At 67.9% G+C, this 21,885-nt stretch carries 13 protein-coding genes; 4 read left to right on the top strand and 9 right to left on the bottom strand.

Features of this window, described 5'->3' with window-relative positions; translation table 11 throughout:
* Positions 1-300 precede the first annotated feature (300 nt).
* The gene (locus tag VLF18_RS11655) at positions 301-3,876 is read left to right on the top strand and encodes a calcium-binding protein (protein ID WP_325279794.1); all 3,576 of its coding nucleotides are present in this window, start codon (positions 301-303) and stop codon (positions 3,874-3,876) included.
* A 138-nt stretch (positions 3,877-4,014) separates the two neighbouring features.
* On the opposite strand, the gene VLF18_RS11650 is transcribed toward VLF18_RS11655, so the two are convergent.
* The 4 genes from VLF18_RS11650 to VLF18_RS11635 form a co-directional block, all read right to left on the bottom strand.
* Positions 4,015-4,428 carry a hypothetical protein gene (locus tag VLF18_RS11650; RefSeq protein ID WP_325279793.1) on the bottom strand — a complete coding sequence of 138 codons (414 nt, stop codon included), beginning with the start codon at positions 4,426-4,428 and terminating at the stop codon, positions 4,015-4,017.
* A 368-nt stretch (positions 4,429-4,796) separates the two neighbouring features.
* Positions 4,797-7,292: a TonB-dependent receptor gene (locus VLF18_RS11645; protein WP_325279792.1), complete on the bottom strand. Its 2,496-nt coding sequence runs from the start codon at positions 7,290-7,292 to the stop codon at positions 4,797-4,799.
* 372 nt (positions 7,293-7,664) lie between these two features.
* Entirely contained in the window at positions 7,665-8,288 is a 624-nt protein-coding gene (locus tag VLF18_RS11640; protein WP_325279791.1) for a hypothetical protein, read from the bottom strand.
* A 50-nt stretch (positions 8,289-8,338) separates the two neighbouring features.
* Positions 8,339-9,025, bottom strand: coding sequence for a hypothetical protein (locus VLF18_RS11635; RefSeq protein WP_325279790.1), 687 nt, complete (start codon positions 9,023-9,025; stop codon positions 8,339-8,341).
* A 269-nt stretch (positions 9,026-9,294) separates the two neighbouring features.
* Here VLF18_RS11635 and VLF18_RS11630 point away from each other — a divergent pair, with 269 nt between their 5' ends.
* Positions 9,295-9,495, top strand: a complete 201-nt coding sequence (locus VLF18_RS11630; protein ID WP_325279789.1) for a hypothetical protein — start codon at positions 9,295-9,297, stop codon at positions 9,493-9,495.
* Positions 9,496-9,535: 40 nt separating this feature from the next.
* On the opposite strand, the gene VLF18_RS11625 is transcribed toward VLF18_RS11630, so the two are convergent.
* The 5 genes from VLF18_RS11625 to VLF18_RS11605 all read right to left on the bottom strand — a co-directional run bounded on the left by VLF18_RS11625 (position 9,536) and on the right by VLF18_RS11605 (position 16,452).
* Positions 9,536-10,108: a DUF4124 domain-containing protein gene (locus tag VLF18_RS11625; protein ID WP_325279788.1), complete on the bottom strand. Its 573-nt coding sequence runs from the start codon at positions 10,106-10,108 to the stop codon at positions 9,536-9,538.
* A gap of 171 nt (positions 10,109-10,279) precedes the next feature.
* On the bottom strand, positions 10,280-12,034 hold the full coding sequence (locus tag VLF18_RS11620; protein ID WP_325279787.1) for a bifunctional sulfate adenylyltransferase/adenylylsulfate kinase: 1,755 nt from the start codon (positions 12,032-12,034) through the stop codon (positions 10,280-10,282).
* A 191-nt stretch (positions 12,035-12,225) separates the two neighbouring features.
* The gene (locus VLF18_RS11615; RefSeq protein ID WP_325279786.1) at positions 12,226-12,948 is read right to left on the bottom strand and encodes a phosphoadenylyl-sulfate reductase; all 723 of its coding nucleotides are present in this window, start codon (positions 12,946-12,948) and stop codon (positions 12,226-12,228) included.
* Positions 12,945-14,645, bottom strand: a complete 1,701-nt coding sequence (cysI, locus tag VLF18_RS11610; RefSeq protein ID WP_325279785.1) for an assimilatory sulfite reductase (NADPH) hemoprotein subunit — start codon at positions 14,643-14,645, stop codon at positions 12,945-12,947. The genes VLF18_RS11615 and cysI overlap by 4 nt, the downstream gene beginning before the upstream one ends.
* Position 14,646: 1 nt before the next feature.
* Positions 14,647-16,452: an assimilatory sulfite reductase (NADPH) flavoprotein subunit gene (locus VLF18_RS11605; RefSeq protein ID WP_325279784.1), complete on the bottom strand. Its 1,806-nt coding sequence runs from the start codon at positions 16,450-16,452 to the stop codon at positions 14,647-14,649.
* Positions 16,453-17,033: 581 nt separating this feature from the next.
* Between VLF18_RS11605 and VLF18_RS11600 the strand changes: the two genes are divergently transcribed.
* Positions 17,034-19,721 (top strand): hypothetical protein, encoded by a 2,688-nt coding sequence (locus tag VLF18_RS11600; RefSeq protein ID WP_325279783.1) that lies wholly within the window; start codon positions 17,034-17,036, stop codon positions 19,719-19,721.
* Between the two features lie 220 nt (positions 19,722-19,941).
* Positions 19,942-21,885: bifunctional [glutamate--ammonia ligase]-adenylyl-L-tyrosine phosphorylase/[glutamate--ammonia-ligase] adenylyltransferase (gene glnE / locus VLF18_RS11595; protein WP_325279782.1), on the top strand; the 1,944-nt coding region annotated here is incomplete at its 3' end.

Here is a 21,885-nt window from a genome sequence, read left to right as displayed (position 1 = left end):
GGACACCCGGGAATTCAAGGAGGAATTTGAGGACACCCAGAATTCAAGGACACCCGGAACGCGAGGCGGCCTGCCGTACCCCCCAACGGCATCCTTCTTGTTCTTTCCTCCGCTCAAACAATGAGCTGCGTACGGATCGTGCCTGACACGTACCGGCAGCGACCCGGATCCGTCCCGGGTTTTTTCTCGTCAGCGCTCCGATACGGCGCTGTAGTGCATCGGCCACGGCGCCGCATCGGTGCCGCTGGACGGCCGTTCCACAGGCGGCTGTAGCCATCGATCCCACGAGAGAGAACTGTCATGAGCACTCGATCCCGTCTGTTCCCGGGCGCCGGCCCGGGATCGCCCAACGCCAACCGGTCGCATCACGGCGCGCGCCTGCAGCGCTGTCTGCTCGCCGCGGCCGTCGCCGCGACGGCGCTGATGTCCGCTGCCGCGGTACAGGCCGATACCGTCGCGCGCAGCGCAACCGTCGCGCCCGCTGCTGCAAGGCCAGCGCCGACCGCGACCAAGGCGACCGCCGATGTGTCGGTCGCGATCAACGGTCCCGGCGCGCTCTATGTGAGCCGCGACACGACGGCGCTGCATTTCTGGATCGTCGATTCCGCCGCGAACACGATCACGCGCAGGGCCAGCTTGAACTTCGATCCGGGCATCGACCAGATCGTCGCGATCGAACTCGGCGACTCCGTGACCGGCGTGCTGTTCGCCGACAACCTGCGCGTTTCCGGCGATCAATTCCGCCTCGCGTTCCGCGGCGAGATCGCCGACGGCGGCATCGCGATGCCGCTGAAGGCCGGTGCGCTCGCGCCGCTCGCGGCTATCACGGTGCCCGACGAGGTCGTCGCCGTCGATGCGTCGCAGACCGATCTGGTCGCGCTGATCGATGCGCAGAATGCGATCTTTGCACGTGTGAACGATGTCGTGCAGATGCAGTCCGACCAGATCGAACTGTTCCGCCTCGAAGCGCAGAACGAACTCGTCGACTTCTACGAGACGCAGGTGCACGAAGGCCCGAACGGCCAGGCGCTGCTCGACGAAACCGCCGCCGGCATCCAGGCGCAGCACGATGCGTTCCTCGCGCAGGTCAACGCCGATCTCGGCGAACTGCAGGGCAAGGCCGCGCAGATCACGCTGGCTGGTGCGGAGCAGACCGCGCGCTATCAGGGCCCGGTGCTCCAGTGCATCAACGGCCAGGTCGCGAAGATCAGCGAGCGCCTCAACGCGCTCGATCTGCGCATCTCCGCGCTGCCCGACGAAACCGACAGCGATCGCCTCGAAGCCGAAATCGCGGGCGCCGAAGCGGAATTCGCGCGCAACGAAACGAGCCTGCTCGCCTGCATCGACACGCTGGGCTTCGAGAACTACGCGCCGACCGTGAATGTCAACGAGGACGGCGCGGGCTATCAGCCGATCGCGAACGCCGCGCAGGCACTGCTCGACGACATCGAGCCGCGCGTGGAGGCGTGGCGTCTCGCGCTCGAAGCGGCCGGCATGGACAAGGGCGCGCGCATCGAGAACACGGCGATCGCGACCAACGCGGCGACATTCGAGACCTATTTCAACGACTGGGTCAGCCCGACCTACACGAGCGAAGATCCGATCGGCGTGCCGTCGCTGCCGGGCTCGCGTACGAAGCGGCTGCAGGAGATCGCCGACGCGAAGACGGCAGCGGAAGACGCGGGCGCAGCCAAGGCCGACGGCGCCGGGACGAAGGGCGGCGAAGTGCTCTGCGACGCCGAAACCTGGAACTTCGAATTCAACATCGGCGCCGCCAGCGTCGTCATCGGCACGCCGTGGGACGACAACATCGTCACCGGCGGCAACATCAACCTCGTCTTCGCGCTGCGCGGCGACGACTGCATCGAAAGCCATGCGGGCTACGACCTCGTCGTCGCCGGCCCGGGCGCCGATCGCGTCTTCGCCGGCGACGATCACGACATCGTGCTCGGCGGCCGCGACAACGACGAAATCCACGGCGGCGCCGGCAATTCCTACACCGTGACCGCGGGCCCGGTCGTGCTCGAATTCGATCTCGGCAATCTGCTGATCGGGCAGGCCGGCGACGACACGATCTTCGGCGGCGAAGTCGCGGCCGACCGCGGCGACGACGGCAACGTCGACGACAACGGCTACACCGATTTCGTGTTCGGCGACGCGCTGCTGTTCGGTCACCCGGCCGGCAACGATGTCATCGACGGCGAGATGGGCATCGACTTCCTGTTCGGCCAGCAGGGCAACGACCAGATCATGAACGTCGTGCCCGGCGTGTTCGGCATCGAAGGCATCGACGTGCCGTTCGGCACCTTCTTCTTCGGCGGCATCGGCAACGACACCATCGTCGGCAGCAACACGACGATCGCCGGCGTGTTCCCGCTGCTCGGCGACTTCATCTTCGGCAATGACGGCAACGACATCGTCAGCGCGAACGACGGCGTCGACTTCGTGTTCGGTGCCAACGGCGACGATCGCATCGACGCGGGCCGCGACATGGACTTCGCGTTCGGCTCCGACGGCAACGATTCGGTCGTCGGCAACGACGGCATGGATCTCGTGACCGGCAACGCGGGCAACGACACCGTGCGCGGCTCGGCCGGCCTCGTCGACCTCGTCTTCGGCGGCGCAGGCAACGACACGCTGTTCGGCGACGACGGCATGGACCTCGTGTTCGGTCGCGACGGCGCGGACCGCATCTCCGGCGGCAACGGCATCGACCTGATCTTCGGAGCGAGCGAAGCCGATGTCATCGACGGCAACGACGGCGTCGATCTCGTGTTCGGCGGTCCGGCCGAAGACGTCATCAACGGCAATGACGGCATCGACCTGCTGTTCGGCAACGCCGAATCCGACACGATCCGCGGCGGCAACGCGACCGACATCGTCTTCGGCAACGACAACACGCAGAAGAAGGACGAGTTCCTGTTCGGCGACGCCGGCATCGATCTGGTGTTCGGCAACGCGGGCAACGACGTCATCGAAGGCGGCGCCGACATCGACCTGCTGTTCGGCAATCGGGGCGACGACCGCATCAGCGGCAACGACGGCGTCGATATCGCGTTCGGCAACGACGGCCTCGACACGATCAACGGCGGCAATGGCTTCGACATCCTGTTCGGCGGCCCGGGCTGGGACGTGATCCGCGGCGAAGCCGATCCGGATCTCGTGTTCGGCGGCGACGGCTGCGATGCGATCGACGGCGGCGACGGCACCGACCTGCTGTTCGGCAACGAGTACATGGACCTCGTCGTCGGCGGCAACGGTCTCGACCTCGTCTTCGGCGGCGCCGGCCTCGATCACATCCAGGGCGGCGCGGACAGCGACTTCCTGTTCGGCGGCGACGACAGCGACTACATCGCCGGCGACGGCAGTCTCGACGTGGCGTTCGGCGGTTCGGGCAACGACCATCTGCTCGGCGGCACCGGCCTCGACATCGTGTTCGGCGGCGACGGCAACGACTACAGTCGCGGCGATGCGGATGCGGACTTCCTGTTCGGCGGCAACAACGACGACACGCTCGACGGCGCCGACGGCAGCGACTTCGTGTTCGCGGGCTCGGGCAACGATCGCCTGAATTCGGGCAATGGCACCGACTTCACGTTCGGCAACAGCGGCAACGACCGTCTGCGCGCGGTCGAAGGACGCAACTTCGCCTTCGGCAATGCCGACGACGACACGGTCGACGGTTATGCGACGAGTTCCGACACGCGCGACTACCTGTTCGGCAACGGCGGCAGCGACTCGATCACGGGCAACCAGTCGGATACGAAGGATCTGCGTTTCGGCGGCGCCGGCAGCGACAGCCTGTCGTGGAACTCGACGTTCGTGAGCGCGAGCGAGTTCAGCGTGAGCTGGGGCGGCAGCGCTACCTGTCAGTGATCTGGCAGGAATAGGGAATCGCAGGAGCAGGATTCGCGAAACGGAAGCGGGATTCCGGGCACGGTTTCTGCGATTCACGATTCAAAAAAAACCCCGGCACTCGCCGGGGTTTTTCATTCGCCGAAAAACGAAATCCGATCAGAAATCGGTGCAGCCGAACGCGCTCATCGAGCTCTTGGCCGCATCGTTCGCCGCGGTGCAGGCCTGCGCGAGGCTGGCCTTGCCGGCGTCGGTGGCAGCCGCCTGCTTCCACGCGGTGCGCATCTGGTCGAGGCTGGCCTGGAGCTGTGCACGCGAAGCTTCCGGCACCTTGCCCGAAACGCAGGCCATGTACTTGGTGATGTAGTTGTCGCATTCCGGCACGCCGACCGAATCGACCGCGGCGGTGGTGGTCGGCGGCGGGGTGGCAGGGGCTGCAGCCGGCGGCGGGGTGGCCGGCGCGGTGGCCGGAGCCGGCGTAGTGGCCGGCTTGGCCGGTTCCGGCTGCTTCTGACAGGCGGCCAGCACGAGCACGGCGCTGGCGATGATGAGCGGGCGAGCAAAGCGGATCATCGGTTTCTCCTGGTATCGATGGCATCGCCGCACGGCGACGATGTAGCAACAACGCTGCGGCGGCGATCGAACGAACATCCCCATATCCGCCGCACGGCCGTGTACAGGCACGACTCGGCCGGCACTCTAGCGCACCTGAACGGGGTTTTCGTGTCCGGTGTATGAATGGCGGGAATCGGGAATGGATGAAGCCGGGAGGGCGAACGGGGAATCGGGAATCGTAAAAGAAAAAAAAAAGCGAGCCTCGTGTTCCGAGGCCCGCCCTGCATTTGCTTTGCTGTTGCTTGGCTTGAACGGTTCCCGACTTCCGGTCCCGAAAAAACCCGCGCGCCTCCGCACGCGGGTCGGGCGGCCAGGGCGGGGCCGCTTTAGAACCGGTAGTTCAGGCGCGCGTAGTAGTAGCCGCCGTTGAGGCCGAACGGCAGGGTTTCCCAGCCGTACTTGAAGCCGAGGTACGGGAACGGGTTCTGATCCGGACCGGTCGACTCCCACTTGTCGGGATACACGTCGAAGATGTTGTTGCCGCCGAGCGTCACGCGCAGGTCGTCGGTGAAGTTGTAACTGACGGACAGATCGGTCAGCCACTTGCCGCCCCACTTCTGCTTCAGGCCCGGCGTGAAGCCTTCGCCGGCGACGGAGCCGTAGTAGTTGAATGCGAGATCGGTGTGCCACGGGCCGCTGTGGTAGTTCGTTCCGATCGTGGAGCGCTGGCGCGGCTGGCCTTCCTCGACGAGCGTGACCTGCTCGCGGCCGAACAGCGTCGAGGACGGCACGAGCGTCGACGGCGAGTTGATGCGCAGCACTTCGGTCTGGTTGTAGTTGAACGCGGCCGAGATGCCGAGGCGCGCACCGCCGTCGAGTTCCGTGCTGTATTCGGCGACGACGTCGACGCCGCGCGTCTTCGTGTCGATCGCGTTCGTGAAGAACGTGGCCTGGCCGACATTCAGCGGCCGCAGCAGCACGGCGATCGGGCAGACGGCCGGATCCGTGCAGTTCGCGCTGCCCGGCTCGGGACCGATCGCGCCCGAGAACACGATGCGGTCGTCGATGTTGATCTGATAGACGTCAGCCGTCACCGAGAGTTCGTTGCTCGGCTTCCAGACGAAGCCCACCGAGTAGTTGTCGGACGACTCTTCCTTGAGCGGCTTGACGCCGAACGCGCGCGCGACCGCGCTGCCCTGGCGCGCCGTGATCGTGTCGGTCAGCGTGCCGTCGGCGTTGAGGTTGGTCGACACCTGGCTGAAGAACTGCTGCTGCACGCTCGGTGCGCGGAAGCCCTTCGACACGGTGCCGCGCAGCGAGAACGCGTCGGTGAAGTTGTAGCGCAGGCTCAGCTTGCCGGTGCTGTTGGTGCCGAAGTCGCTGTAGTCCTCGAAACGTCCGGCCGCGCCGATCAGCAGGTTCTGCGTGACATAGGACTCCGCGTCGACGTAGACGCCGAGGCTGCGGCGGCTCGCGTCGATCTCGGTTGCCGGCGTGAAGCCCGGGAAGCCCTGGATGCCCGCCGCGGCGATGCCGCCGACGGCGTTGCGGATGTCGATGGTCGGGTCGTTGGTACGGCCGTACTGATACGACACCGGGTCGCCGGCGATGATCTGGTAGCCGTCACGACGCCATTCCGTGCCGAACGCGAGGTACAGCGGCTCGGCGCCGATGCCCCAGTCCACGTCGCCGGACAGGTCGAAGTTGGCCGTGGTCTGCTTGAAGCGCAGCGTGCCGTCTTCGGCCGACGTCGGGGTTTCTGCGTAGATGCCGCCGCCCGGCTTGGGCTCGTAGTAGTAGCTGACGTTCGCCGTGCCTTCGGACGCGAACTCGAACTGGTTCCAGCCGCGGTTCACGCTGAAATCCCACTTCCACGAATCGTTGAGCGCGTGGCGATAGCCCACGGCCAGCGAGCGGTCGTCGGACGTGGTCAGCAGCGTCGGCAGGAAGCCGTTCGGGTAGAGCTGCGGGATCGTGCGGCCGTCACCGGCCGAGCGGAAGAAGCCCGAGGAGTTGCCTTCGCGCCGCGACACGCCGCCGAACGCATACAGCTCGCCGCCGGCGAGCGGCAGGGCCGCGTTGAGCCAGAGCTGCGCACCTTCCAGATCGGCTTCGCCGAGGCGCTGGGTCACGCGCGGCGGATCGACGCGGAGGCTGTCGGGGCCGGCGCGGTTGGTTTCCAGGCGCTTCATGTAGTCGACGGTCAGGTTGAGGAAGCCGCCGTCGCCGCCGATCTTGAATCCGGTGTTGAGCGCGGCGCGGTACTGGTCGCCGTCGCCCGCATAGGTCTCGCCGACTTCGACGCCGAGTTCGGTGTGGTCGGTCTGATCCTTGAGAATGATGTTGATGACGCCGGCGATCGCGTCGGAGCCGTACTGCGCCGAGGCGCCGTCGCGCAGCACTTCGATGCGCTCGATCGCGGCGATCGGAATGGTGTTGATGTCGGTGCCGGCCGAGCCGCGGCCGATCGACTGCTGCACGTTGACGAGCGCCTGCTGGTGGCGGCGCTTGCCGTTGACGAGCACGAGCACCTGGTCGGGACCGAGACCGCGCAGCGTGGCCGGCCAGATCAGGTCCGTGCCGTCGCTGACGAAGCTGGTCGGAAAGTTGAACGACGGCGCGAGCTTCTGCAGCAGCTTGCCGGTTTCGATCGCGCCCGTGGCTTCGATCGCTTCGCGGCCGATCACGTCGACCGGTGCCGCGGTGTCCGTATCCGAACGATTGCCGGCGCGCGTACCGGTGGAAACCACGTTGATGGTTTCGAGCTTGTCGGCATCGCCGGACGGGTTCTGGGCGAAGGCCGGAAGTGCCGCGATACCGGCGATCAATGCGACATACAGCGCGGCACGCCGGTGGGCGCGACCTTGGACGGACACGTTCATTCGTTGACTCCCAATTCGGTGGACCGACAGCGTCTGCCGTACGGAATGGCCGCCCGGCAACTGCTGCGGAAATACCCGCCCCCGCGGGTGCGCCCCAGCGCGGCGCAAGTGTCGCGGATCGTTAGGAATCTGTACAGATACTGTTAGCTACGCGATGGCATATGCCTATGAGGCCTACGCGAGCGGCGCGTGTTTTTGCGACACACGTGGCAGTTGCGCAATGGCGTGAACGCGAATTGTGCAGAAGTGACCACGGTGCGATTGCGTTCCACGGGCCGGGATTCCGCGATTTTCGGCCGAGGGACCGCCGCCGTCCGGCATCCGCATCCGTCGCGGCGGGATCGTCGGCTGCGGCTTGCGACGGACGCGGCTTCACCGGCAATCAGTAGAACAGCGGTTCGGTCCGGTCGACGACCGGCGCGGAAACGTTTTCCGTCTGCCCCGCCGACACCGGCACGAACAGGCCGCCGAGCGGATCGCAGGTGAGGGGCGCGTGGTGAGGTCGTCGTCGAAGACGACGCGCGTATTCAGTTCACCGACGTCTTCGATGCCGGTTCCGCTGCCGTAGGCGACTGCAGCCATACCTGGGCCGTGGGCATCAGGACGGACGACAGCGGCTGAACCTGTGCCTGGTTCTGGATCGCGTAGCCGCCCGACGGAATGTCGCCATTCGCGGGTGGGCCGAAGGTAGGAACGACAGGAGCGGATAGATCGAGGCGTCGGCACCGTCGCCGTGAGTGCGAGCGTCGTGCCGCGCTGCGGTTCCGGCGTCGAGGCGAACAGCCCGCCGTTGTCGTCCCACGTGACCGTTGCGGTCTCGACCGGATCGATCGCCATCCAGATCAGGCTCGGCGTGCCGGTGCCGTCGGGCCGGCACGGGCGGAATGCCGCGTTGTAAACAATAATGCGTTGTAGAGATATGGCAGAAACCCGCCGGGCGATGCTGGCCGCGGTGATGTCGTCCCGCGCAGAAGCGGCGCGGCATTGCCGGCGCACGCGGTCGTGCGTGCGCCGGCGGTGTGCGAGCCCGGAGGCTCGGCGTCGTATCAGTAGAACGCGGGTTCGGACACTTCGACGTGCGGCGTGGCCGCGTTTTCCGCCTGCAGCGACGAGGACGGCACGAACACGCCGCGGCCCGGGTCGTAGCGCAGCGTCTGCGAGGTGACGCCGCCGCCGAAGTTGACGCGCGTGGACGGCGCGTTGAGGTTTCCGATGAAGGTGCTGCTGCCGTAGACCGACTGCAGCCAGACATAGATCGTGGGAGACGGTGTAAAGGTGCTCATCATGTTCGAGAGCATCGCTGTGGCCGACGTCGGCCTGCTCGGCATCGCGGCGCCGTTGACCTCGACCGCCTGGGTAAGGCCGAACGCGAGCGGCTGAAAGCTCTGCGCGCTGTTCTGGATGCCGTAGGTGCCGGACGGCACGCCGCCGCGCGTCGGCGGACCGAAGAACATCGACGGCTGGAACGTGTAGACCGACGCATCCTGCGCGGGTGGCGGAACCGCCGACATCATCACGAGGTTCGCGCCGGGCATCAGGGTCGACGTCGACGCGTAGAGACCGTACTGGTCTTCCCAGTTCACGGTGTTGCTCTGGAGCGGATTGAACACGATCCAGGCCAGATTCGGCGTTCCGTTGTTCGCCGGTTGACCGAGCGTGATGCGCTGGCCGGCGGCATACAGCATGGACAGCGACTGGGAATCGATCTGCAGGTTGAGGGTGTAGCGGGGCATGACGAAGGTCTCCTGGATGGCGGAGCGGCGTGCAGAGGTCCTGTCGCGACGCGCACGCAGCGACAGTGCCGATAGCTAGCGCAGTTTCATCGGCGCGACGATCGCCCGACGACGAATCTCCAGGTTTCCGGAATGCATTTTTCGTCAATTGAATTTACCGGCGATCCGTGTCCCTCGCGTGCGCAAGCGATCGCAATCGCATTCTGCTCGAAGCGAGCACCACGCTTCCGACCTTCACGCTGTCGGAGGAAACCGCGGCGAATTTCGAAATGCACAGCGCCGTCAGCAGCGATACGCCCGATCAGTTGCGGGCGGCGTCGGCGCGTCCGGTCCGCCAGCGTCAGCGTCAGCGTGGTCGTGAAGAACGACGTCAACGACCTGCTGCGGATCGCGCTGATCGTGCGCCAATCAAGACCGGGGAACTCATCGTCTGCGATCCGCAGGTCATCTGCCGGCCGAAACCGGTCTGACGCCGCACGCGAACGCGGCTGCTGTTCACCGTCGGGAAACTCAGCGGCACGGATCGCGCCCGAGATTGCGTTCGTACGTGCTCACGTCCTCGTCGCGCTCGTGGCCGCTCCGGTCGCTCGCGCTGGGCGCATGGATGCGGCGGCACGCTTCGGTGCGCGCGATCGACCGGCCCGACACGGCGACCGTCGCGGACCGGCCGGCGCTGCGTCCGCGGGTCGCCTCATGCCGGATCTCGATTTCGCCGGCGACGGCGGTAGGGCAGGGTGAATGCTGGTAGAACACGTCGCCGTTCGCCGCGCGGCATTCCCACGAGGCGTCCGGCGCGACGGTCACGACGGTCTCGCGCGGCGTGCGGGGCCGCGGCATCTTCGGCGCACGCGCACGGGTTGCGGCCGAACGCGATGGCGCGTTCGCAGGCGATGCAACGGTCGCTGGCGCCGCCGCGACCGGCTCGGGTCGCAGCGCCACCGGTGCTCCGTTCGAGCCGCCGGCGCAAGGCACGCCCTGGTAGGCGATGCCGCCTTGTGCATCCGTGCATTTGTAGATGGTCAGCGCGCGGGCGGGCGCGGCGCAGACGGCGAGGAACAGCAGCAGCAACGAGACGAGGTGCATGGCGACAGACTCCGCAGTGAGTGTGTCGCCACGTTAGGGCGCGCGCGCCGGTTCCGCGTCGGTGCGCGGCCGGGCCGGATATCGGATTCTTCCGGTATCGGCACCGGACAGGGACCAGTCGCAGGCAACCGGCGGCAGCACGCAGGCCGCCGCCGTGTCGCGCCGCGCGGATCAGTCGGCGAGCAGGCCGCGATTGCGCAGGAAGGCCAGCACCTGGTTCGCGATCGCACCGGCGTCGGCGTCGCTCGTGTCGAACGCGAGTTCGGGATTCTTCGGCACTTCGTACGGATCGCTGACGCCGGTGAACTGCGGAATCTTGCCGGCGCGCGCCTGCGCGTAGAGACCCTTGCGGTCGCGGCCTTCGCAGACCTCGATCGGCGTCGACACGTGGATCTCGACGAATGCGCCGTGCTGCTCGACGAGACGGCGGATCTCCGCGCGCGTTTCCGCGTACGGCGCGATCGGCGCGCAGATCGCGATGCCGCCGTGGCGCACGATCTCGCTCGCGACCCAGCCGATGCGCGTGACGTTGGCGATGCGGTCCTCGCGCGAGAAGCCCAGGCCCTTCGACAGGTTCTTGCGCACCTCGTCGCCGTCGAGCAGCGTGATCGAGCGGCTGGAGCGTTCGAGCAGCTTCGCGATCACGGCTTCGGCCAGCGTCGACTTGCCCGAGCCCGACAGGCCCGTGAACAGCAGCGCGACGCCCTTGTTCGCGCCGGCCGGATAGCGTTCGCGCAGGATGTCGACGACCTCGGGGAAGGTGAACCAGGCCGGGATCTCCTCGCCGGTCACGAGGCGGCGGCGCAGCTCGGTGCCCGAGATGTCGCGGACCTCGTCGTCCTTCTGAACGTCGGTCGACGGCACGTAGGTGTCGCGGTTCGCGACGTAGACCATGGCCGGGAACGGTACCGCGCGAATGCCGATTTCCTGCTGATGGCGCGCGAGCAGTTCCTGCGCCGCGAACGGTTCGTAGAACGGCTTGCCGTTCGCGTCGTTGCCGGGGCCGGCATGGTCGCGGCCGATGATGAAATGCGACGCGCCGTAGTTCTTGCGGATGATCGCGTGCCAGACCGCCTCGCGCGGACCGGCCATGCGCATTGCGAGCGGCAGCAGCGACAGCGTCGCGTCGTTCTTCGGATAGTGCTTGAGCAGCGCGCGATAGCAGCGCACGCGCGTGTAGTGATCGACATCGCCGGGCTTGGTGCGGCCGACCGCGGGCTGGATCAGGAGCTTCGCGCCGACCTGCTCGGCCGCGCGCAGCGTGAGTTCGCGGTGCGCGCGATGCATCGGATTGCGCGTCTGGAATGCGACGACGGTGTTCCAGCCCAGGCGCGCGAAGGTGTCGCGCAGCCGGCGCGGCGAGTCGCGCAGCTCGGCGAAATCGTAGTGCTGCGGCGGCTGGATGCCGCGCAGCGTACCGCCGACGTAGACCGGATTGCTGCGCTGGAGCAGATCGGCCACGCCCGGGTGCGTGGCGTCGGTCGTGCCGAATACCTCGCGCGCTTCGGCGAGCTTGTCGGGGAAATAGATGTCCTCGACCGTGAGCACGGCCAGCGGCACGCCCTGCGAGTCGCGCAGCGCGATGTCGGCGCCGGTCTGGATGCCTGCCGCGAACGACTCGCTGACGTCGAGCGTGATCGGAATCGGCCACAGCGTGCCGTCGGCGAGCCGCATTTCACGCACGACGCGGTCGTAGTCGCGGCGCGTCAGGAATCCGGTCAGCGGCGAGAACGCACCGTTGAGCAGCAGTTCGAGGTCGCAGAGCTGGCGCTGGGTCAGGTCCCAGCCCGGCAGCGTCGCGCTGCGCTGTTTCAGCGCCTCGGCCGCATCGGCCGGCAGATAGAGTTCCTGAAGCACGCCGCCGTGCGGCGGATTCAAGGTGTCGCGGAATTCGGTGTCGAGAACGGTAGCGGTGCGCGTGGACATGAGTCGTTTCCTGGTGCGGGCGCGGGGCGCCCGGTCGCGCCGTCAGTTGCGGCGCGAAGCCTGGGGAGGCGGTTGGTGGGCAACACGGAATCGGGGGCGGTGCGCACGCGCGGCGGCTTCGTCGACCGGCGCGCGTGCGCACCGCAAGGGGCAAGCGTCAACATCGCTCGCGCAGGGCGATGCGTAAAAATTCATATGTCCACATGGATGCCGCACTCGCGCTTGAGGCCGAAGAAGCGCGTGTCCTCCTCGCGCATGCCGGGTTCCCAGCGCGACGTCGTGTGCGTGTCGCCGATCGACACGTAGCCTTCGTCCCAAAGCGGGTGATACGGCAGGTCGTGGCGCTGCAGATAGACGTAGACGTCGCGGTCGGTCCAGTCCACGAGCGGCTGGAACTTCCAGCGCCCGTTCCTGAGTTCGAGCACCTGCGCGTCGCTGCGCGTGCGCGCCTGCTGGCGGCGCAGGCCGGCGAACCACGTGCGCACGGCGAGTTCGTCGAGCGCGCGGCGCATCGGTTCGACCTTGCGCAGTGCGTTGTACTGGTCGATGCCCTCGACGCCGTTTTCCCAGAGCCGGCCGTGGCGCGCTTCCATCCAGGCGCGGCTGATGTTCGGCCGGTACACCTTGAGGTTCAGCGTGAGCCGCTGCGACAGCTCGTCGGCGAAGCGATACGTCTCGGCGAACAGATAGCCGGTGTCGACGAGGATCACCGGAATGTCGGGCGACTGCTTCGTGATCAGATGCAGCGACGCGGCCGACTGCGCGCCGAACGACGACGACAGCGCGCGGCTCTGCGGCAGCGTCTGCAGCGCCCAGGCGACGCGTTCCTCGGCCGGCAACGTATCGAGCCGGCGGTTCAGCTCGGCCAGCGCGCGGCCGTCTTCGGCCGCGCTGACGAGATCGGGAAAGTTCATGTCCTCACCTCCAGCGGGATGCCGGGTTTCGCCGCGACGAGGCCGGCGCGTACGAGAAAGTCGCCGAAGCGCTCGTCCCGTCCGCGTTCGCCCGCATAGCGCGCCAGCAGCGCGTCGACGGTGTCCAGAATTTCCGGTTCGGCAATGTTTTCTTTGTGCAGGCGGTTCAGGCGCTGGCCGCGGTGGTCGGCGCCGAGCATCAGGTTGTAGCGGCCGGGCGCCTTGCCCACGAGCGCGATCTCGCCGAGATACGGCCGCGAGCAGCCGTTCGGGCAGCCCGATATGCGCAGGTGGATGTCGGCGTCGGCCAGATCGTGCGCGGCGAGGCGCGCTTCGAGCTTCGTCACGAGATCCGGCAGGTAGCGTTCGGCCTCGGCCATCGCGAGCGAGCAGGTCGGCAGCGCGACGCAGGCCAGCGCATTGAGGCGCAGCGGCGATGCGCTGCGATACAGATCGAGGCCGTACTCGGCGACCAGCGCATCGATCGCGGCGCGCTGCGCCACCGGCACGTTGGCCACGATGAGGTTCTGGTTCGGGGTCAGGCGGAAATCGCCGTCGTGGATCTGCGCGATCGCGCGCAGCCCCGACAGCAGGCGCCGCTCGCCGCGATCGACGATGCGGCCCGCCTCGATGCGCAGGGTCAGATGCCAGCGGCCGTCCTCGCCGGCGATCCAGCCGAAGCGGTCGCCGTTGTGGTCGAACACGAACGCGCGCGCCGGCGCGAGCGCGAAGCCCGCGCGACGCTCGACTTCGGCCTTGAAATGGTCGAGGCCGCGGTCGTCGATCGTGTACTTGAGGCGCGAGCGCTTGCGTTCGGCGCGGTTGCCCCAGTCGCGCTGTGTCGTGATGACGCCTTCGGCGACGGCGATGACCTGTTCCGGCGTCACGAAGCCGATCACGTCGGCTAGCCGCGGATACGTGGTTGGATCGCCGTGCGTCGCGCCGAAGCCGCCGCCGACCGTGACGTTGTAGCCGACGACGGTGTCGTGCTCGACGATCGCGATGAAGCCGAGGTCGTTCGCGAAGATGTCGACGTCGTTGACCGGCGGCACTGCGAACGCGGTCTTGAACTTGCGCGGCAGATACGTCGTGCCGTAGATCGGTTCGTGCTCGGGCTCGTGCGCGTCGCTGCCGGCGACGCGTTCCTCGTCCAGCCAGATCTCGTAGTAGGCGCGCGTCTTCGGCAGGAAGTATTCCGACAGCGCCTTGGCCTGCGCGTGCACGGTCGCATGCACGGACGACAGCAGCGGATTGGCCGCCGACAGCACATTGCGATTGACGTCGCCGCAGGCGGCGATCGTGTCGATCAGCGATGCGTTGATCGCGGCCATGGTGGGCTTGAGTTCGCGCTTGATCACGCCGTGGAACTGGAACGCCTGGCGCGTCGTCACGCGCAGGCTGCCGTTGGCGAAGCGCGTCGCGATCGCGTCGAGCTTCAGCCACTGCGCCGCCGTCGCGATGCCGCCCGGCGTGCGCGTGCGGATCATGAAGCTGTAGTCGGGTTCGAGTTTTTGCTGGCGGCGCTCCTCGCGCAGGTCGCGGTCGTCCTGCTGATAGCTGCCGTGATACTTGATGAGGGTCTGGTCCTCCTCGCGCAGGCTGCCGGTGACGGCATCGGCGAGGCTTTCCTGCAGCGTGCCGCGCAGATAGCGGCTGTCGGCCTTGATCTTTTCGACGGGCGAGGCGGCGGCGCTCATGTCAGTACACGTCCCTGGCGTAGCGCCCTTGCTGCTGCAGCTGGCTCACATAGGCCGTCGCGTCGTCGAGGCTCTTGCCGCCGTGCGTGACGGCGACCTCGATCAGCGCCGCGTGCACGTCTTTCGCCATGCGCGTCGCGTCGCCGCAGACATACAGATGCGCGCCGTCCTCGATCCAGCGATACAGCTCTGCGCCCTGTTCGCGGATGCGCTGCTGCACGTAGAGCTTGTCCGACTGATCGCGCGAGAACGCGAGATCGAGGCGCGCGAGCTGGCCGCGCTTGAGCGCGTCCTGCCATTCCAGTTGATACAGAAAATCGCTGCGGAAATGCGGATTGCCGAAGAACAGCCAGTTGCGGCCGTTCGCGCCGCTGGCCGCGCGGTCCTGCACGAAGCCGCGGAACGGCGCGACGCCGGTGCCCGGGCCGATCATGATCACGTCGCGCGACGCGTCGCGCGGCAGGCGGAAGCGCTCGTTGTGCTCGATGAACACCGGCACGCGGCCGGCCTCGCCCTGGCTCGCGAGGTAGTGCGACGCCGCGCCCCAGTGCGCGCTGCCGAACGCGTCATAGGCGACGTGGGCGACGGTCAGGTGCGCTTCCTCGCCGACGACCTTCTGGCTCGACGCGATCGAGTAGAGCCGCGGCGTCAGCGGCCGCAATGCCGCGACGAGTTCGTCGGCCGACCACGCGGCCGGATAGGCGCGCAGCAGGTCGACGACCTGGTAGTCGGCAATGAGCTTCTGCAGCTGCGCCGAATGATCCGGCGACAGCAGCCGGTTGAGTTCGGCCGAACCCGCGAGCGCCGCGTGCTGCGCGATCAGCGGCCGCGACAGCCGCGTGAGTTCGCGCTGTTCGCTGAGCCACAGGCGCAGCGGCTGCGTGGTTTCGTCGATGCGCACCGGCGCATTCGGATCGAGCTTCAGCAGCGCGACGACGGCGTCGACGAGCGCCGGCGGGTTGCGCGGCCACAGGCCGAGCGCGTCGCCGGGCTCGTAGGCCAGGCCCGACCCTTCGAGCGACAGTTCGATATGGCGGATGTCCTTGTCGCTCGCGCGCGCGGTGATGCGCTGGTTCGCGATGACGTCGGCCGCGAACGGCTTTTCGCGCGACCAGCCGGCCGCGGCCGCCGGACGCAGCGGCGTCACGGTCGCGAGCGGCGTCTGGCTCTTGACCTGATCGCGCACGCTCTGCAGCGCACGCTCGGACCAGGGCTTCGCGACGGTATCGAAATCCACGTCGGCGTCGGCGCGGTCGAGCAGCCGCGTCGCGCCGAGTTCGGCGAGGCGCGCGTCGAGCACGCGGCCGATCTCGCAGAACTGCGGATAGCTGCTGTCGCCGAGGCCGAGCACGCCGAACTTGAGTTCCTTGAGTTCCGGCGCGCGCTTGCCGAGCACGAAGTCGACGAAGCCGCGCGCGTCGTCCGGCGGCTCGCCGTCGCCCTGCGTGCTGACGACGACGACGAGCAGGCGCTCGCTCTTGAGTTCGCGCGTCGGATACGCATCGGCGCGCAGCAGGCGTACCTGCAGACCCGCGGTCTCGGCCTTCAGCGCGAACTGTTCGGCGAGGCGCCTGGCGTTGCCGGTCTGGCTGCCGTAGACGACGGTCAGCCGCAGCGCCGCGACCGGTTCCTTCGCGAGCGCCGTCGACACCGCGCGCGCGACCGTCGTGTGCTGGCTCGCCAGCCCCGCGGCGTAGCCGGACAGCCACCACAGCGATGCGGAGTCGAGCCCGTCGACGAGGCGCGCCAGATCGCCGGCCTTGGCATCGGGCAGCGGGATCAGAGGCAGTGCGGGATTCGCGGACATGGCATCACCGGGTTCATTTGGACGTCCAAACGCCCTTGTGATCGACGATGCTAGGCGCGGCCCGGCACGCCAGGAAAGGATGGGGTGTTATTCGGTTATGCCGCAGGGGTATGTGCGGGCGAACCTCGCGGAACCGCGCAACGGCGCGGATTCCCGGCCCCCTTCGCCGGCGTGGTGTTGCAGCGCGGCGTGACCCGGCCGCGGCAATCGCGACAATCGCCGACGCGCAGGCCCGAGAGTCTGCCGGGAGGGAACCCGCCGCTGTCCCTGCAGCGGCGGGTTTTTTATTGGATTTTTCCCGCCTGCTGCGGCCTGCGTCAGCGCGGGCGCGTGAAGCCCCCTGCCCGCAGCGTCGGCAACACCGGCTTCCGAACCGGTGTCCGGCTCCCGTCCCGTCCGACTTCCGCGCATCGGCGTGACCGGTGTCACACGAAGCCCGGCGCGAGACGGATATGTCCCCCGAAAAACCCCGTCTCGCCGCGGATGTTCCGTGCTGCGCACCGGAACAGAATGCGAATCGGTTCCGTATGTCTGGGGAGTACGGAGCCGACTGCAGTTCACGGCAAGACTGGGAGATCAACGTGCGAAATCTGAACGTAATCGGCATCGCGCTGGTGCTGGGCCTAGGCGTTTCCGGGGGCGCCTGGGCCGGCGAAAGCTTCAATGCCGACAAGAGCAAGGTCACCTTCGACGCGCTCGACATGAACAAGCTGGCCGAAGAGGATGCGCTGACCGACGTCAAGGGCGCCGGACCCAAGCGCTTCGCGATCGGTCACGAACTTGCCGTCAATCCGGCTGGCTACGGCACCTGGACCACGCAGTCCGACGGCAGCCTGGTCTGGACCTTCGATGTCGAGACGCCGGATGCCGTGCATCTGGGCTTCGGCTTCAATCCGTTCCATCTGCCCGACGGCGCGGTGCTGACGATCACGTCGTCCGACACGGGCAAGCAGATCGGTCCGTTCACGGCCAACAACAACAACGTCACGGGCCAGTTCTGGACCGAAGTGCTCATGGGCAACAACGCCCGGCTCACGCTGACGGTTCCGGCCGGGCACCAGCAGGACGTGCAGCTTCGGCTCGTGAAGGTCGGCCAGGGCTATCGCGGCTTCGGCGTGCGCTCCAAGCACTGCAAGTCGGGCGCCTGCAACATGGACGTCGCCTGCCTCGGCCCGAACGATCCGTGGAACGAGAACCGCCGCGCCGTCGCGGCCTATACGCGCGGCGCCACCGACACCTGCACCGGCTCGATGGTCAACAACACGGCGAACGACCGCCGCCTGATCTTCGCGACGGCCGGCCACTGCGGCATGAACAACGCCTCGGCCGCGGCATCGATCGTCGCCTACTGGAACTACGAGTCGGCGACCTGCCGCACGCCGGGCTCCGGCGCGAGCGGCATCCCGATCCCGAAGCCGAATACCACGTACAGCGGCGCGACCTTCCTCGCGAACCACGGTGCGACGAGCTCGTCGGACTGGACCCTGCTCGAATTCACCGGCCCGCTGAATCCCGCGTTCAACCACTACTGGGCCGGCTGGGATCGCACCGGCACCGCGCCGCTCTGCGTGCAGCCCGGCGATCCGGCGTCGACCGCCGGCATGTGCGCGTCCATCCATCATCCGGGCGTCGATGAAAAGCGCATCACGTTCATCGGACAGACGATGGACATCCGCCAGTACCTGCAGCCGGCTCCCGGCAGCGGCACGTCGCACTGGTACGTGCACTGGGATCCGAGCCCGCCGCTGCTGCCGGGCATCCAGCCGCCGCCGAGCTCGGTCGTGCCGAACGTGACCGAAGGCGGCTCGTCGGGTTCTCCGCTCTATAACGTGGAGCGCCGCCTCGTCGGCGTGCTCAGCGGCGGCCTGTCCGCGTGCGGCGCGACCGGCGAAAACCTGACCGACTACTACGGCCGTCTCGCGGTTGCCTGGGAAGGCGGCGGCACGACCGCGACGGCGATGAAGACCCACCTCGATCCGATCGGCGGCGGCACCGCGACCGTGCTCGACGGCATCAACGCCTGCACCGCGCCGGCGGCGCCGGCCGACGTCACCGCGACCGCGACCGCCGCCAACGCGATCACGGTGAGCTGGACGCCGGTCGGCGGGATCACGCGCTATCAGGTACAGCGCAGCAGCGGCGCCTGCCCGGGTTCCAATTTCACGCAGATTGCCGAAGTGAACAATGTGTCGAGTTACGTCGACACGACCGTGTCGGGCGGTTCGACCTACAGCTACAAGATCGTCAGCGTCGACACGGCGCAGCCGTGCTCGTCGCCCGCGAGTGCGTGCAGCAGCGCCACGGCGACCGGTCAGTGCACGGTGAACCCGACCTTCGCCGGCGCCGCCAGCGCGAACTCCGCCGGTACCGCGTCGTGCGAAGTCGATGTGAGCTGGGCTGCGGCGACGCCGAACTGCGGCGCGAATCCGGCGCGCTACAACGTCTATCGTTCGACCACCGCGGGCTTCACCCCGTCGGCCGCGAACCTGCTGCAGTCCTGCCTCACCACGACGTCGCTCGCCGACACCGATGTCGGCAACGCGACGTACCACTACATCGTGCGTGCGGAAGATCCGAACGGCTCCGGCAGCGGCCTGTGCGGCGGCGGCATCGAAGACACCAACCTCGTGCAGCGCTCGGCGCGTCCGTTCGGCCCCGGCCAGACCGACGGCTTCACCGACAACGCGGAAAGCGGCATCGGCAACTGGACCGTCGCCGGCACCGGCGCCGGCGCGAACTGGGCGGTCAACACCACGCAGTCGCACTCGCCGACGACATCGTTCTTCGTCAGCGATCCGAATGCGGCCAGCGACCGCACGCTGACCCTGACGAACGCGCTCGACCTCGGCGCGAACGGCGGCAACAAGCTCGAGTTCTGGACCCGCTACGACACCGAGGAAGACTACGACGGCGTGCTGCTCGAGTATTCGCTGAACAACGGCACGACCTGGACCGACATCCTCGGCGCCCAGGGTTCCGTGCCGGCCGATGCGAACCGCTTCACCGAAGGCGGCTACAACGGCGTCATGGACGACAACGGCGCGTTCGGCCCGCGCACGGCATGGCATGGCGCGCGTACGACCTGGACGCGGGTGACCGTCGATCTCGGCGCGTTCTCGGGCCAGACCGCGAAGTTCCGCCTCCGCGCGGCGAGCGACGGTTCGGTCGCGGGCACGGGCTTCTGGGTCGACGACGTGCGGCACTACTTCGGCAATGCCTGTACGTCGAGCCAGCCCGACCCGATCTTCGAAGACGACTTCGAGCTCTGATGTAGTGCCGGCGGCTTCCGGCCGCCGGATTTTTTGTGCCTGAGAAAAACGCCCTCTCCTCCACGCGCAGCTTGGGGGAGAGGGCCGGGGACCGGCGGAGAAGCCTCCGCCGGACGCGCTGCGCGCTCGCCGCGGTGGCGCATCCGTCGCCACGCCCCGCGCGCCCGCGCCGCCGCATGACCGCGCAATCTCCAGTCGAATCTGCTTGAATCGGCGGCCCATGCCCGCCTCCTTCGCCGACTTCCTCGAAACGCGCTACGCGCACCTGCTCGCGCGCTGCCGCGAAGCCGGCGTGCCGTTCTACGACGACGCCGGCGTCGCCGAACATCTGCAGCGCGTGCTGCTGGCCAGCGACTTCGCCTACGACTGCTTCTCGCGCGACCCGGCACTGCTCGCGCCCGACGCGCTGATGCTCATGAGCGATCCGCGTCCGGCCGACGCACGCGTCTGGCAGATCGACCCGGGCGAACGCGACGAAGCGCGCCAGATGGCTTTGCTGCGGCGCTTCCGCAAACGCGAAGCGCTGCGTCTGATCTGGCGCGACGTCAACGGTCTCGACGACGTCGCCGACACGCTCGACGGCTCCACCGCACTCGCCGAAACCTGCCTCGAATCCGCGCTGCGCTACGCCGAGCATCACCTCGGCGCACGCCACGGCGTGCCGCGCGATGCGAACGGGAAGATCCAGCGCCTCGTCGTGCTGGGCCTCGGCAAGCTCGGCGGCGGCGAGCTGAATTTTTCGTCCGACGTCGATCTCATCCTCGCCTACAGCGAGAACGGCCAGACCGACGGTGCGCGCACGCTCGACAACGAAGCCTATTTCGCGCGGCTCGGCCAGCAGATGGTCAAGCTGCTCGCCGAAGTCAGCGTCGACGGCTACGTCTATCGCGTCGACCTGCGCCTTCGCCCGTTCGGCAACGCCGGCCGCGTCGCGCTGTCGTTCGCCGCGATGGAGCAGTACTACCAGCGCGAAGGCCGCAACTGGGAACGCTATGCCTGGATCAAGGCGCGCCCGGTCGCCGGCGACCTCGCCGCCGGCAAGCGCCTCTGCGAAACGCTGCGGCCGTTCGTCTACCGCCGCTATCTCGACTACACCGCGTTCGCCGGCCTGCGCGAGATGAAGGCGCTGATCGACGCCGAAGTCGCGCGCAAGGACCTGACCGACAACCTGAAGCTCGGCCCCGGCGGCATCCGCGAAATCGAATTCATCGTGCAACTGCTGCAGATGATCCGCGGCGGGCGCGAGCCCAGCCTGCGCGTGCGCGGCCTGCTGCCCGCGCTGGCCGCGTGTGAACAATTGGGTGTACTGGAAAAAGCGCGTGCGCAGCAATTGCGCCGCAGCTATCTGTTCCTGCGCCGCGCCGAGAACCGCCTGCAGATGCTGCGCGACGAACAGACCCACGCGCTGCCGGGCGATGCGCTGCTCGTCGAGCGCATCGCACAGTCGCTCGGTCACGCCGGCACGGCCGCATTTGCAGGCGCACTCGCGCAGGAACGCGACCTCGTCGCCGAAGAATTCCGCAACCTGCTCGCACCGCTCGACCGCCGCGAAACCTCGCAGACGCCCGAGAGCTGGATCGCGCTGTGGCGCAATCTTGACCGCGACGGCGGCGACGCGCGCGAACTCGCCGATGCCGGCTTCGCGCCGGCCGAGCCCGTGCGCGAAGCGCTGCTCGGACTCACGCGATCGCCCGCCGTGCGCAGCATGGCCACGAGCTCGCGCGAACGCTTCGACCGCCTGATGCCGCAGCTGCTGCAGGCCGCTGCCGCAAGCCGCGCGCCGGCGGCCTGCCTCGAACGCCTCGTGCGCCTGCTGCACGCCATCGTGCGCCGCGCCGCCTACCTCGTCCTGCTCGACGAACAGCCCGGCGCGCGCAAGCGCCTGATCGCCCTGTTCGCCGACAGCGCCTGGCTCGCCGAACGCGTGATCGCGCATCCGCTGCTGATCGACGACCTGTTCGATCCGCGCCTGGATGCCGTGCCCATCGACCGCAGCGCGATCGCGAGCGAAATCGCGCGCCGCGTCGACACGCTCGAAGCCGCCGAGCCCGACCCCGAAGCCGAAATCGAATTGCTGCAGGAACTCAAGCACAGCCTCGGCTTTCGCCTCGGACTCGCCTTCCTCGGCAAGCGCGCCGACGCCGTCGCGACCTCGCGACGGCTC

Source organism: Tahibacter sp. (genome assembly GCF_035481375.1).
In the GTDB taxonomy this organism is placed as follows: domain Bacteria; phylum Pseudomonadota; class Gammaproteobacteria; order Xanthomonadales; family Rhodanobacteraceae; genus Tahibacter.
Note: the sequence above shows the minus strand (reverse complement) of the source record. Positions and strands in the feature narration are given on the sequence as shown.